The sequence below is a fragment of the Amycolatopsis sp. NPDC051106 genome (genome assembly GCF_040682775.1).
In the GTDB taxonomy this organism is placed as follows: domain Bacteria; phylum Actinomycetota; class Actinomycetes; order Mycobacteriales; family Pseudonocardiaceae; genus Amycolatopsis.
Window position 1 is genome coordinate 1 of record NZ_JBFBBQ010000057.1, and the last position, 13467, is coordinate 13467.

Genomic DNA, 13467 nt, shown 5'->3' on the forward strand with positions numbered 1-13467 from the left:
GGCTTCTTCTTCGCCATGGGATCCATGATGAGGGACATCCCTTCCAGGAGCTCCCGCCCCTGATCAGAGGTGTCCGCCAAACCGGGTCAAGCCCATGGCGCCGGACGCCAGGAATGAGTCATTCACTGCATGGAAAGCACCCCAGCGTGGGGCGGCGAGTGGGCTCAGGCGCGCGCCCACCGCTGGTTCGCTTGTCCGTTGCAGCTCCACAGGATTGCGTGGGTCCCGTTGGCCGCACCCGCCCCCTCCGCGTCCAGGCAAAGTCCGGATTGGACGTTCCGCACCGACCCGTCCGCACCGAACGTCCACTTCTGGTTGGCCTGCCCGCTGCACGGCCAGCTGATCACCCGCGTGCCGTTCGTGGTGCCCTGGTGGTCGGCGTCGAGGCACTTGTCGCCGAACACGCGGACCTCGCCGGTCTCCCACGTCGTCCACAGCTGGTTCGCCGCCGTCTGGCAGTCCCAGATCAGCGTGCCCGCCCCGGCCGCCGTCGAAGCGTTGTCGACGTCGAGGCAGCGCCCCGAACCCGCGCCGCGCAGCCGTGAGGTCGTCGCAGCGAGCGGGGCGCCGCCGGAGACGCGGTACGCCGCGGCACCGTGCGCCGGCACGCTCGCGGAGATCGCGCCGCCGGTCGTCGAAGTCGCGCCGGTCCACACGTCGGTCAGGGTGAACGACGTGCCGGAAAGCCCGATCTGCGCCGCGGTCGTGCTCACCGTGGTCGTCGCACTCCCGCGGTTGAGCAGCCCGACCGCGACCGACCCGTCCGCGAGGGGCTTGGCGAAGACCTCGACGTTGCCGTCGTCACGCACCCGGCGGCCGCCCGCGCCGAGGCGGTCCTGGTCGATCGCCAGCAGGCGCGGGTTCCGCAGCACCGCGCTGATGTCGGCCGACATCGTGCGGATGTCGTTGCCCGCCATCAGCGGCGCGGCCATCAGCGCCCACAACGCGAAGTGGGCGCGCGACTCGGTCAGCGACAGCCCGGGCCGGCCGACCACGAGCATGTCCGGGTCGTTCCAGTGGCCCGGGCCGGCCTGCGCGGCCAGCGGGGCGGTGACGTCGAGGACGTTGCCGACCCCCATCGGGTAGCTGTTGGTGTTGCCGTTCTGCCAGATGTCCAGCAGGTCTTCGGTGGTGCGCCAGAGGTCCGCGACCTGGCCCCAGTCGTACTTGTCCCCGGTGATGGCGTGGTAGCTGTTGGGGTTGATGCTGTAGACGATCGGCCGTCCGGTGGCGCGCACCGCGTCGCGCATGATCGTGAACCGGGCGACCTGCTCGTCGCGCGTGCCGGCGGGGGAGCACCAGTCGTACTTGAGGTAGTCCACGCCCCACGACGCGAAGGTGTTCGCGTCCTGGACCTCGTGCCCCGCGCTGCCGGTGGACCCGGGGTAGGTGCCGGTGCGCTGGGCGCAGGTGCGGTCGGTCGGCACCTGGTAGATGCCGAACTTCAGGCCGCGGCCGTGGATGTAGTCGCCCAGCGCCTTCATCCCGCTCGGGAACTTCGACGAGCTGGCGCGCAGGGCACCCGAGGAGTCGCGTTGCGGGTCGAACCAGCAGTCGTCGACGACGATGTACTGGTAGCCCGCGTCCTTCATCCCGGACGAGACCATCGCGTCGGCCGCCTGGCGGATCGCGGTCTCGGTGACGCCGCAGCCGAAGCTGTTCCAGCTGTTCCAGCCCAGCGGCGGGGTGAGCGCGGGACTGCCGGGCGCGGCCACAGCGGCCGGTGCCGCCGGGGTCACGGTGGCCACGGCCAGCGCGGTGGCCGCGGCGGTGAGCAGGTGCAGGATGCGGTGACGTGGTCGAACGGGCATCGTCGCCCCTTTCCGGGAGTTCGAGCGGAGTGGCGGCCGGCCGGTGCCGAAGCGCTCGTTCACCCGGGCCGGCCGCCGTGGTCGTGCCGTCAGGAGGTGAACTGCCACCAGTTGACGTTGAACAGGTAGCCGCTGCCCCCGGTGAACCGGAGGTACAGGTCGTGCGTCCCGGTCGCCCCGGTCACCGGGCAGGACACGCTCGTCCACGCCTGCCAGCCGCCCGTCCCCGGCACGGTGCAGGTTCCCACCAGCGTGCCGCCGGTGCTGTCCAGCCGGAGCTCGATCCGGCCGCCGGCGGCCGCGGAGGCCACTCGCGCGGTGAAAGACCGGGCACCGGCGCCGAAGGCGGCCCCCTTGACCTTGATCCAGTCACCGTTTTCGAGGTAGCCGACGTTCATCCCGCTCTCGGTGGACGCCTCGGTCTCGACGCCGGACTCCCAGGCGATCGTCTCCGCTTCCTGCCGCGTGTACGGGTTCAGCGTGCCGACCTGCGGGGCGCCCGTGGTGCTCATGGTGAGCGTCGGGATGCTGCCGTCGGCGTTGTAGGAGAACTTCTCCACGGCGACCGAGCGCGTGTAGCCACCGCCGCCCGGCAAAGCGCCATCGTGGTAGAAGAAGTAGGAGTTCCCGTTGAAGTCGATGACACCCGGGTGGTTGGTGAAGCTGCTGCCCTGGGTGGGCATGACCGTCCCGCGGTAGGTCCACGGCCCGGTCGGGCCGGGAGCGGTCGAGTAGCCGATGAACTCCGAGCAGCACTTCGCCGCGAAGACGTTGTAGTACAAGCCGTTGCGCTTGTAGACCCACGGTCCTTCCTCGAACAGGGTCGGCCGGTTCGCGTCGCCGGTGCGCGTGCCGAACCCGGCGGTGGTGAGCGGGATCTGCGTCGGTCCGCTCGAGTAGGAGATCATGTCGGCGTTGAGCTTGACGTACCACAGGTGCGGGTTGCCCCAGTACAGGTACGCCTGCCCGTCGTCGTCGACGAACACCGTCGGGTCGATCTCGCCGTTGCCGACGAGCGGGTGCCCGAGCGCGTCGCGGAACGGCCCGGTGGGGCTGTCCGCCACGGCCACGCCGATGGCCATCGCGCCGGTCGCCCGGACCGTCATGGGGACGTACCAGTAGAACTTGCCGTTGCGGTAGACGGTCTGTCCCGCCCAGGCGTTGGAACTCGCCCAGGTGAAGCTGGCCAGGTTCAACGGGGAGCCGTGGTCGGTCCAGTTGACCATGTCCGCCGACGACCACACCCGCCATTCCTTCATGGTGAAGTACGTCGAGGCGTCTTCGTCGTGGCCGGTGTAGAGGTAGACGCGGCCGTTGTACACCAGCGGTGCCGGGTCGGCGGTGTAGATGGTCTGGATGATCGGGTTGTCCGCCCGCGCCACCGCGGGGAAGAGCCCCAGCAGGCACAGCAGCCCGGCGATCAGGGTGAGTCCGCGCCGGGGCTTGAAGAGCGCCGAAGGGGAGGACGCGACTTTCACGGGTGCTCCTTGGGTTGTGGTCACCGTTGCTCGCGCTCCAGAGCCAGGCGAAGAGCAGTGTGGCACGGCGATGTTCACGCTCACAAGCATTCGCCGTGCCGCCTGAAAGTTTCACCTGGCCCGTACGGCCCACGCTGGGGTTTCGCCGTGTGTCCCGATTGGTTTCGCCGCCGGGGTTGACCCTCGCCTTTGCGTGAGCCTAAACAGTGTTAACGCTAACGCGCTCCGAAGCCGACCGCCCGAACCCTTCGTCGGAAGCGAGAACTGCCATGCTGCCAACCCTGTTCCGGAGGGTGCGAGCCTCGATGGTCGCGGTCGTCGTCCTGGCCGGGACAGTGGTGGCGGGCGCCGCGCCGGCCGAGGCCGCCACCTCGATCACGATCAACGGCGGTTCGGCCGGCCGCACGTTCGACGGCGTCGGCGCGGTCAGCGGCGGGGGTGGCAACAGCCGCCTGCTGATCGACTACCCCGAGCCCCAGCGCGGCCAGATCCTCGACTACCTCTTCAAGCCGGGGTACGGCGCCGCGCTGCAGATCCTCAAGGTGGAGATGGGCGGGGACACCAACTCCACCAGCGGGGCGGAGCCCAGCCACGCGCACTTCCGCGGCGACCTCGACTGCAACCGCGGGTACGAGTGGTGGATCATGGAGCAGGCCAAGGCACGCAACCCCGGCATCAAGCTCGTGGGCCTGCCCTGGGGCGCGCCGGGCTGGATCGGCAACGGCACCTTCTTCTCCAACGACCTCACCGATTACTACCTCTCGTGGCTCGGGTGCGCCAAGCAGCACGGGCTGACGATCGACTACCTCACGAGCGTCCAGAACGAGAAGCAGTGGAGCGCCGACTGGACCGTCACCCTCCGCAACGCGCTCAACGCCAACGGGTACAGCGCCGTCAAGGTCATCTCCGGTGACTCGTGGCCGGGGGACTGGGGACCCGCGAGCGCCGTCTCGACGAACACGGCCTACCGCAACGCCACCGACGTGCTCAGCGCCCACTACACGTGCGGCTACCTCAGCGCGCAGACGTCCTGCAGCGTCCCGGCCAGCGTCACCAACACCGGCAAGACGCTGTGGTCGAGCGAGAACGGCTCCCAGGACTACAACGACGGCGCCAAGCCGCTGGCCCGCGGCATCAACCGCGTCTACCTCGACGGCAAGATGACCGCGTACCTCAACTGGGACCTCATCGCCGCGACGACGCCCAACATCCCGTGGCCGACGGTGGGGCTGATCCTGGCCAACCAGCCGTGGTCGGGGTACTACTCGGTCGGCAAGGACGCCTGGGCGCTGGCGCACACCACGCAGTTCACCGCGCCCGGCTGGAAGTACCTCGACGCCTCGAGCGGCTACCTCGGCGGGAACCGCGCCAACGGCAGCTACGTCTCGCTGAAGTCCCCGAGCACCAACGACTACAGCACGATCATCGAAACCATGGACGCCACTTCGGCGCAGACGCTGAACCTGAACGTCACCGGCGGGCTGTCCATCGGCCAGGTGCACGTGTGGGCGACCAACCTGAACTCGAACAACGCCGCGGACCACTTCGTGCACACCACCGACATCACGCCGTCCGGCGGAGCGTTCACGCTGACCGCCCAGCCCGGCTACCTGTACACGATCACGACGACCACCGGGCAGGGCAAGGGCACCGCGACCAGCCCGTCACAGGGTTCGCTGAACCTGCCCTACAGCGACGACTTCGACGGGTACGCGAAGGGCAAGGAAGCCAAGTACCTGATGGACATGGAGGGCGCGTTCGAGACGTCGGCCTGCGGCGCCGGCCGCGCGGGCACCTGCGTGCGCCAGGCTGCGCCGCAGAAGACGATCCCTTGGAAGAAGTTCGTCGATCCCTACGCGCTGCTGGGCAACGTGGCCTGGAGCAACTACACGGTCAACGCGGACGTGCTGCTGGAGAAGGCCGGGTACGTCGAGCTGCTCGGCCGGGTCGGCTCGCAGGACACGGGCAACCAGGGTGCGGTGAACGCCTACTACCTGCGCGTCAGCGACACCGGCGCCTGGTCGATCCGGCGCAACAACACCAGCCAGCAGGTCACCACGCTGCGCAGCGGCACGACGACCGCGCTCGGCACGAACAGCTGGCACAAGCTGTCCTTGGGCTTCTCCGGCAGCACCATCACCGCTTCCGTCGACGGCACGGTGCTCGGCACGGTCACCGACAGCACCTTCCCGGCCGGCCAGGCCGGGATCGGCACGGGCACGGGGGAAACCGCCCAGTTCGACAACCTCGCCGTGACCGGTTCGGGCGGCGGATCGACGTCGGTGCTGCGCAACACCGCTTCGAGCCGGTGCCTCGACGTCCCGAGCGCGTCGCAGACCAACGGCACCCAGGTGACGTTGTGGGACTGCAACGGCGGCGGGAACCAGCAGTGGACGCTCACCTCCGGCAAGCAGCTCCAGGTGTACGGCGCCAAGTGCCTCGACGCCGAGGGCGCGAGCACCGCGGCCGGCACCCGGGTGATCATCTGGGACTGCACGAACGGCACCAACCAGCAGTGGAACGCCAATGCCGACGGGACGATCACGGGTGTCCAATCAGGACTGTGCGTCGGCCCGAACGGTGGCGGCACCGGCAACAGCACGCCGGTGACCCTGCAGGCCTGCACGGGCGGCGGTGCCCAGAAGTGGACACGGAGCTAGCCCCGGCGATGACCCCTTTCGACGACGGAACGAGGTTGTGATGACCATCAGCCCATCCCGGTGGCGGACCACGCTGGCCGCCACGGCGGCCGCGGGCCTCGCGGCGAGCGCCCTGGTGCTGCTTCCCGGCACCGCCGCGGCGGCGAGCACGCTGGGGGCCGCGGCGGCGCAGAGCGGCCGGTACCTCGGCGCCGCCATCTCCACGAGCCACCTCGGGGAGTCGGCCTACGTGAACACGTGGACGTCGGAGTACAACGGCGTCACCCCGGAAAACGAGATGAAGTGGGCCACGGTCGAGCCGAACCGCAACCAGTTCAACTTCGGCCCCGCGGAGCAGATCGTCAGCCAGGCCCGAAGCAAGGGGATGAAGATCCGCGGGCACACGCTGGTGTGGCACGGGCAGCTCGCCGGCTGGGTGAGCGGGCTGGACGCGAACAACCTCCGGTCGGCGATGCAGAACCACATCAGCCAGGTGGCCGGTCACTGGAAAGGGCAGCTCTACGCGTGGGACGTCGTCAACGAGGCGTTCGAGGAGAACGGCAGCCGCCGGCAGTCGGTGTTCCAGCAGAAGCTCGGGGACGGCTACATCGAGGAAGCGTTCCGCGCCGCCCGCACGGCCGACCCGAACGCGAAGCTCTGCTACAACGACTACAACACCGACGGCGTCAACGCGAAGAGCACCGGGATCTACAACATGGTCCGCGACTTCAAGAGCCGCGGTGTGCCGATCGACTGCGTGGGCTTCCAGAGCCACCTCGGGTCGACCTCGAACCTCGGCAGCTACCAGGCGAACCTGCAGCGCTTCGCCGACCTCGGTGTCGACGTGCAGATCACCGAACTGGACGTCGGCGGCTCGGGTTCCGGTCAGGCGAACGTGTACCGGCAGGTGACGCAGGCGTGCATGGCGGTCTCCCGCTGCACCGGCATCACGGTCTGGGGCGTCACGGACAAGTACTCGTGGCGTTCGGGTGACACGCCGCTGCTGTTCGACGGCAACTACGGCAAGAAGCAGGCCTACACCGCCGTGCTCGACGTGCTCAACAACGGCGGCGGAGGCGGCGGCAACGGCGCGGTGCGCGCGGTGGCCGCGAACCGGTGCCTGGACGTGCCCAGCTCGTCGACCACCGCCGGCACCGCGCTGGCGATCTGGGACTGCCACGGCGGCACGAACCAGCAGTGGACCCGCACGAGCGCCGGAGCGCTGACCGTCTACTCCGGCGGCTCGCAGCGGTGCCTGGACACCGCGAGCGGCGGGACGGCCGCCGGCACCGCGGCGGTGATCGCGAACTGCACCGGCGGCAACGGCCAGAAGTGGACGTCGAACGCGAACGGCACGATCACGAACGGCCAGTCGGGCCTGTGCCTGGACGTCACCGGCGCGGCGACCGCCAACGGGACCGCCGTGATCGTGTGGACCTGCAACGGCGGGGCGAACCAGCAGTGGACCGGGCCGGCCGCTTAGGAGGGCGGCGGTTCGGCGAGAGAAGAACGCGTCAGTTGCCGTCGATGTCCGCGTAGAAGGAGTGAAGAGCCGCGGCGAGCCGGTCGGGGGCTTCCATCGCCACGTAGTGGCCGATCTCATCGAGGCGCACCGTGGTCACGTCGGTGGCGACCTGGCGCAACGTCGTGGGCGTCAGGTCGGAGAAGCTTGCCACCGCGAGGACGGGCATGGCGAGCTTCCCGGCCGCGAGCCGGCGGAGTTCGTCGCCGTCCGAGAGCAGGGACCGGTACAGCCCGGCGGCGCCGGCGAACGCGCCGGGCCGGCTGTAGGAGCGGACGAGCTCGTCGATGTCGGTGCCGGTGAACGCGCCGGGGCTCGCGGCGAGGGACGGGATCGCGTAGTCGGCGATGAACGCGCGCTCGCGTCCGGCGAGGAGCATTTCCGGGATGCCGGGGGCGGCGAGGACGCCGATGTGCCAGGCGCCGCCGTGGGTGACGTCGGCGAGCGCCTCGGCACCGAATCCGGGGAGCGCGGTCTCGATCCCGGCGTAGCTGCGGACGAGTTCCGGGTGGGTCGCGGCGACGCGGAACGTCGTGGGGCCGCTGATGTCCTGGCCGGTGAGGTGGACGGGGCCGACGTCCAGGGCGGCGATCAGGTCGGCCAGGTCGTTCGCCGCGGTCGCGCTGTCGTGGTCCGGGCCGGCGACGGCGGAGTCGCCGAATCCGCGCAGGTCGACGGCGAACACCCGGTGGTGCTCGCTCAGCAGGGGGATCAGCTGCTGGAAGACCCACCAGGTCTCCGGGAAGCCGTGCACCAGCAGCACGGGCGATCCGGCGGTGCCGGCGGCCACGTAGTGCAGTTCGGTGCCGTTGACGCTGACGCGGTGGTGGTCGACGGCGGGGATGGTGGCGGCGAGCTGGTGCACGAAAGCCTCCGGCTGGATAGACAAGTAACTTGTCGAACCCTAGAGGATGGACAAGTGACTTGTCTATACCGGGGGTCGTCGTATGATCGGCCGCATGGCGCAGTCCAGCGGCGCCGAGCTCGCGCTCCTGCTGCTCGGCGGGTTCCACTCGATGGTCGACGAGGTCAACGTGGAGCTCGCGAAGCGCGGCCACGACGGTGTCCGCCCGGTGCACGAGTTCGCGTTGCGGGCCGTGGACGCGGGTGCGGACACCGCCTCCGAGCTCGGTCGCCGGCTCTCGGTCACCAAGCAGGCCGCCGCGCAGACCATCGCCGTGCTGGAGGGGTTCGGCTACGTCGACCGCGAGCCCGACCCGAGCGACGCGCGCCGCAAGCGCTTGCGGGTCACCCCGCGCGGCCACGAGCTGATGACCGTCGGCGGTGCCCTGTTCGACGACGTGCGCAGCCGCTGGGCGGCCCGCATCGGAGACGACCAGCTCAAAACGCTCGAAGGGCACCTGGCCCGGCTGACCGGACGCCGGTCGTTCACGGCGGAGGACCTGCAGGACTGATCCGGCGTGCGTCACACCGGGCGGGCCCGGGCTTTCGCGAACCGGGGCGATGCACCATGATGGCGCCGAGAACGCGGTGGGGCTGACCGCAAAGGATGCGCGTGGTAGTGGAGTCGGTCCCTTGTCGTGGTGGGCAGCCGCTGGTGGACGGTGATCCGGCGGCCGTGCTCGGCAGAGCGCAGCGGGGCGACGAGGAAGCTTTCCGCGCGCTGTACCGGGCGGTACATCCCGGCTTGTGCCGGTACCTGCGGATCCTGGTCGGGCAGGACGCCGAAGACGTCGCGTCGGAGGCGTGGCTGCACATCACCCGGGACCTGGCGTCGTTCCGGGGCGATCTCGACGGGTTCCGCGCCTGGACCGCGACGATCGGACGGCACCGGGCGCTGGACCACCTGCGGCACCAGCGCCGCCGCCCCGTCGCCGACGCGCCGGCCGAGTGGTTTCCGGACCGGCCCGCGCCCGACGACACCGCCGGCGCGGCGATCGAAGCGGAGGCGACCGACGCGGCGCTGGCGCTGATCGCGACCCTGCCGCGTGACCAGGCCGAGGCGGTGGTGCTGCGGGCCGTCGTCGGCCTGGACGCCAAGGCCGCCGCGGCCGTGCTCGGGAAGCGCCCGGGCGCCGTGCGCACCGCCGCCTACCGGGGACTTCGCACGCTCGCCGACCGCCTCGGCGGGCAGGTGTGACACTTTCGAGCCGCTCGGCGCTGAAGAGGGTGTGATGGGCAAGCAGCAAGGGCGCCGGATCGATCGGCACACCGCGGAGCAGGTGCTCCGAGGTGCGCGGGTCGACGCCCCGGACGCGTTGACCGGCTTGCTCGCCGCCGCGGCCGCCCCACCGCGCGACGGCGAGCTCGGCGGGGAACGAGCGGCCGTGACGGCGTTCCGCGAGGCGGCCCGGCACGCCCACGCCCGTCGACCCCGGAGCCCCTCGATGATCAAGAGCAGGTGGGCGAAGCTGCTCACGGCGAAGGTCGCGGCCGCCGTGGGGGCGGTGTTCGTCCTCGGCGGGGTCGCGACGGCCGCCGTCACCGGAGCGCTGCCGCTCCCGGCCGGCGGCTCCGCGCCGGCCCCCTCCACGTCCCGCCCCGCGCCCTCGGCCGCCGTGCCGCCGGCCACGCCGGCGACGACGTGGACGCGCGACGAGAGCGGGCCTGCTCACCCGCCGGCGCCTTCGCCTTCGCTGGTGGGCCTGTGCCACGCCTACCGTGCCGGCGACAAGGCCGAGCACGGCAAGGCGCTGGAGAGCCCCGCGTTCACCGCGCTCGTCACGGCCGCCGGGGACAAGTCCAAGGTCGACGGCTACTGCGAGAGCCTGGTCGAAGCCTCGCCGCCGCCCCACGCGACCGGCTCGCCCGCGGCGCCTCCCTCGGCGGGCCGTCCGGACAACGGCAAGGACCACCCGGCCGGGCCGCCGGATTCGCACCCGGCCGGGCCGCCGGATACGCGCCCGACAGGCCCGCCGGCGACCCATCCGACGGGGCGGCCCACCCGCTGAGCCGTCCCACCACAGACCGGCGGCGATCCCACCACCCCCATTCCGGGATCGCCGCTTCCGGACGGGCGGCGGCCACACCCCCAATTGCGGCCGCCGCCCGTTCAGCCACCGGCCACGGGCCACGGGCCACGGGCCACGGGCCGAGCGTGACGGACGGCGACGCGGAGATCGCCGAGATACGGGCTCGCTTACCCGGAGCTGATCACCGGTCCCGCCCGTGGAGCGCTTCCGGTTCCCTCTGCTTGTCGACTTGTCGCCGACCACCTCGCCCGCTGCGGCGGCGCGGTCGCGACCACCGAACGCATTCCCTGGCGCCGCAACGGTGTTAAGCGGACGCCGGGCGAAGCGTTACTCCGAGGCGGTCTGGTAACACGCCGATGTTCCGGATGAAACCGTCCGGAAATGGCTCGCCGGTGCACTGATCGGCATGAACTTCGAGCTCGACGGCCTGCACCGGCCGGTGATCGTGGTCGGCGGCGGCCAGGCGGGACTGTCGATGTCCCACTGCCTGACCTCCGCCGGAGTCGGGCACCTCGTGCTCGAACGCGAGCGCGCGGGGCACGAATGGCGGACCCGCCGCTGGGACAGTTTCTGCCTGGTCACGCCGAACTGGCAATGCCGCCTCCCCGGTTTCCCCTACGCGGGCGACGATCCGGACGGCTTCATGGTCCGGGACGAGATCGTCGCCTACCTCGAGTCGTACGTGAAAGCGTTCGACGTCCCGCTGTGCGAGAGCGTCGAGGCGAAGCGGCTGCGGCAGCTGCCCGGCGGCGGCTTCCGGCTCACGACGTCGGCCGGCGAGCTGACCGCCGACCACGTCGTGCTGGCCACCGGCCCCTACCAGGTGCCGCTGAAGCCGCGGTTGGCCGAGCGGCTGCCGGAGCACGTCGTCCAGCTGCATTCCGCCGACTACCGCAACCCGGACCAGCTGCCGCCGGGAGAGGTGCTGGTCGTCGGCACCGGGCAGTCCGGCTGCCAGATCGCCGAGGACCTCCACCTGGCCGGACGCCGCGTGCACCTCGCCGTCGGGTCGGCGCCGCGCGTGGCCCGGCGGTACCGCGGCCGGGACGTCGTCGCGTGGCTCGACGAAATGGGGTACTACGACCGGGGAATCGACGAGTTCGCCGACGCGGACGCGGTGCGATTCCGGGCCAACCACTACGTCACCGGCCGCGACGGCGGCCACGACATCGACCTGCGTGCCTTCGCCGCGGAGGGCATGCAGCTCTACGGCCGGCTGAAAAGTGTCCAAAGTGGACAATTGGCGTTCGCGGACGACCTGCGCCGCAACCTCGACGCGGCGGACGCCGTCTCCGAAGGCATCAAGGATTCCATCGACACCTACATCGCGAAACGCGGCGTAGCGGCGCCACGAGAAGACCGTTACAAGCCGGTCTGGGTACCGGAAGACGGCCCGAGAGACCTCGATGCGGAAGCGCTTTCCGCGGTCGTCTGGAGCACCGGCTTCGGCCGCGACCACCGCTGGATCGACGTCCCGGTCTTCGACGGCAAGGGCTACCCGACGCACCACCGCGGCGTCACCACCTGCCCCGGCCTGTACTTCCTCGGCCTGCCCTGGCAGCACACCTGGGGCTCGGGACGGTTCTGTGGCGTGGCCGCGGACGCGGAGTACCTGGCCCGGCGGATCACCGACGCCGGGCGCGGCGGTGACGTCCGGTGGCTCTCCGGGACGCCCGCGAGCACCTACCCGGCCGACGACGACTGGGTCGCTCCGCGGACGGTGGCCTGATGCGGTGGACGAACGACGCCCACCGGCACCTGGGCGTGCTCCCGGCGTTCCCGTTCTACGGCGGCCCGCCGGTGGCGCCCGCGATCGGCAGCCGCGCGACGATCGGGGAGCTGCTGTCCGATTTGGATCGCGAGGGTACCGAACGCGCTCTGGTGATCCCGAACTACGGCGTGCCCGATCCGGCGATCGCGTTCTCCTTCAACGAACTCTGCGTCGAGGCGGCGGGCAAGGACGACCGGATCAGTGCCGCGCTGTGGGTGTCGCCGCGAGCCGAGGACGCCGACCGGACCGACGAAGCCCTGAAGCTGGCCGGCGAACCAGGCGTGCGCGCGCTCAAGCTCAGCTTCCTGCTCGGCGGCAAGGCCTCCGACCCCACGTGCAAGCCGCAGCTCGACAAGATCTTCGCCACGGCCAGGGACCACGACCTCGTCGTGCACGTCCACACGTCCCCGGGCGCGGCGTCGGACATCGACGAGGTCGGCAAGCTCGTCGACGCCTACGCCGGGGACGTCAAGCTGCACCTCGTCCACTTCGGCGGCGGCATGAGCGGGCACATCAAGCTCGTCGGCGGCCGGTTCTTCGACTGGATCGCCGCCGGGAAGCAGGTTTACACGGACCTGTCCTGGGCGATCGGTTTCACGCCCCGCTGGCTCGTCGAGGAGATCTCGCGCCGGGGCCTCGGCCACGACCGCGTGCTGTTCGCCTCCGACGAGCCGTGGGGCGATCACGAGGGCGAACTCGCCAAGCTGGCCGCCGCGGCCGGCGACGGCGAGCTCGTCGACCTGGTTTTCCGCGGCACGTTCGACGTGCTGTACGGACCGAAGAAAGGGAAATAGACCGATGGCAGAGCTGACCGAGACCGAGAAGACCAGCCTCGACGAGATCCCGCACCCGTCGCTGCCGCAGGGCTCCAGCCTGTACGGCGGGACCAAGGTCTTCCCGGACTACCAGGCCGAACCCGGCCAGAGCTACTTCACGCTCGTGCACGGCATCGCGCACGAGTCGTCGGTGAGCTTCGTCGCGATCCTGCAGGCGACCCGCGCCCTGCGGAAGGGCTTCGAAGCCGCGATCTACTTCTACGGCCCGGGTTCGCTGAACTGCCTGGCCACCCGCGGCTTCCCGACCACCGGCAACGCCGCGTTCCCGGGCGAGCTGAACATCAACGACCAGCTCAAGACGTTCATCAGCGAAGGCGGCAAGGCGTACTGCTGCCGCTTCGGCCTGTCGCTGCACGGTGCGCGTGAAGAGGATCTCATCGAGGGCGTCATCCCGACGCACCCCCTCGATGTGCAGGACGCGCTGATCCACTACGCGCGCAAGGGCGCGATCATCAACTCCACCTACATGTTCTAGGG

Annotated in this window: 11 protein-coding genes; 8 read left to right on the top strand and 3 right to left on the bottom strand. The window is 70.6% G+C overall.

Annotated features, from left to right (window positions below; genetic code table 11):
• Positions 1-164: 164 nt before the first annotated feature.
• Positions 165-1811 (bottom strand): lectin, encoded by a 1647-nt coding sequence (locus AB0M83_RS32925; protein ID WP_364522922.1) that lies wholly within the window; start codon positions 1809-1811, stop codon positions 165-167.
• Positions 1812-1900: 89 nt separating this feature from the next.
• Entirely contained in the window at positions 1901-3289 is a 1389-nt protein-coding gene (locus AB0M83_RS32930; RefSeq protein ID WP_364522924.1) for a glycoside hydrolase family 43 protein, read from the bottom strand.
• Between the two features lie 269 nt (positions 3290-3558).
• Between AB0M83_RS32930 and AB0M83_RS32935 the strand changes: the two genes are divergently transcribed.
• Complete coding sequence (locus tag AB0M83_RS32935; protein ID WP_364522926.1) at positions 3559-5949, top strand: ricin-type beta-trefoil lectin domain protein; 2391 nt, start codon at positions 3559-3561, stop codon at positions 5947-5949.
• A 40-nt stretch (positions 5950-5989) separates the two neighbouring features.
• Positions 5990-7411 carry an endo-1,4-beta-xylanase gene (locus tag AB0M83_RS32940; protein WP_364522928.1) on the top strand — a complete coding sequence of 474 codons (1422 nt, stop codon included), beginning with the start codon at positions 5990-5992 and terminating at the stop codon, positions 7409-7411.
• Between the two features lie 31 nt (positions 7412-7442).
• Here AB0M83_RS32940 and AB0M83_RS32945 read toward each other — a convergent pair whose 3' ends face one another.
• Entirely contained in the window at positions 7443-8315 is an 873-nt protein-coding gene (locus tag AB0M83_RS32945; RefSeq protein WP_364522930.1) for an alpha/beta hydrolase, read from the bottom strand.
• Between the two features lie 94 nt (positions 8316-8409).
• On the opposite strand from AB0M83_RS32945, the gene AB0M83_RS32950 reads away from it, so the two are divergent.
• The 6 genes from AB0M83_RS32950 to AB0M83_RS32975 all read left to right on the top strand — a co-directional run bounded on the left by AB0M83_RS32950 (position 8410) and on the right by AB0M83_RS32975 (position 13465).
• Positions 8410-8865 carry a MarR family transcriptional regulator gene (locus AB0M83_RS32950; protein ID WP_364522932.1) on the top strand — a complete coding sequence of 152 codons (456 nt, stop codon included), beginning with the start codon at positions 8410-8412 and terminating at the stop codon, positions 8863-8865.
• 143 nt (positions 8866-9008) lie between these two features.
• Positions 9009-9551 carry an RNA polymerase sigma factor gene (locus AB0M83_RS32955; RefSeq protein ID WP_364522934.1) on the top strand — a complete coding sequence of 181 codons (543 nt, stop codon included), beginning with the start codon at positions 9009-9011 and terminating at the stop codon, positions 9549-9551.
• A 34-nt stretch (positions 9552-9585) separates the two neighbouring features.
• Entirely contained in the window at positions 9586-10362 is a 777-nt protein-coding gene (locus AB0M83_RS32960; RefSeq protein ID WP_364522936.1) for a hypothetical protein, read from the top strand.
• A gap of 427 nt (positions 10363-10789) precedes the next feature.
• On the top strand, positions 10790-12112 hold the full coding sequence (locus AB0M83_RS32965) for an MSMEG_0569 family flavin-dependent oxidoreductase (RefSeq protein ID WP_364522938.1): 1323 nt from the start codon (positions 10790-10792) through the stop codon (positions 12110-12112).
• Positions 12112-12948: an amidohydrolase family protein gene (locus AB0M83_RS32970; protein WP_364522940.1), complete on the top strand. Its 837-nt coding sequence runs from the start codon at positions 12112-12114 to the stop codon at positions 12946-12948. Before AB0M83_RS32965 ends, AB0M83_RS32970 begins: the two co-directional genes overlap by 1 nt.
• 4 nt (positions 12949-12952) lie before the next feature.
• Entirely contained in the window at positions 12953-13465 is a 513-nt protein-coding gene (locus tag AB0M83_RS32975; protein ID WP_086864132.1) for an MSMEG_0572/Sll0783 family nitrogen starvation response protein, read from the top strand.
• Positions 13466-13467: the final 2 nt, after the last annotated feature.

Excerpts from the sequence above, each read along its gene's own strand:
- AB0M83_RS32950 (WP_364522932.1), top strand. The coding sequence starts at position 8,410 with ATGGCGCAGTCCAGCGGCGCCGAGCTCGCGCTCCTGCTGCTCGGCGGG.
- AB0M83_RS32975 (WP_086864132.1), top strand. The coding sequence starts at position 12,953 with ATGGCAGAGCTGACCGAGACCGAGAAGACCAGCCTCGACGAGATCCCG.
- AB0M83_RS32965 (WP_364522938.1), top strand. The coding sequence starts at position 10,790 with ATGAACTTCGAGCTCGACGGCCTGCACCGGCCGGTGATCGTGGTCGGC.
- AB0M83_RS32940 (WP_364522928.1), top strand. The coding sequence starts at position 5,990 with ATGACCATCAGCCCATCCCGGTGGCGGACCACGCTGGCCGCCACGGCG.
- AB0M83_RS32925 (WP_364522922.1), bottom strand. The coding sequence starts at position 1,811 with ATGCCCGTTCGACCACGTCACCGCATCCTGCACCTGCTCACCGCCGCG.
- AB0M83_RS32970 (WP_364522940.1), top strand. The coding sequence starts at position 12,112 with ATGCGGTGGACGAACGACGCCCACCGGCACCTGGGCGTGCTCCCGGCG.
- AB0M83_RS32960 (WP_364522936.1), top strand. The coding sequence starts at position 9,586 with ATGGGCAAGCAGCAAGGGCGCCGGATCGATCGGCACACCGCGGAGCAG.
- AB0M83_RS32935 (WP_364522926.1), top strand. The coding sequence starts at position 3,559 with ATGCTGCCAACCCTGTTCCGGAGGGTGCGAGCCTCGATGGTCGCGGTC.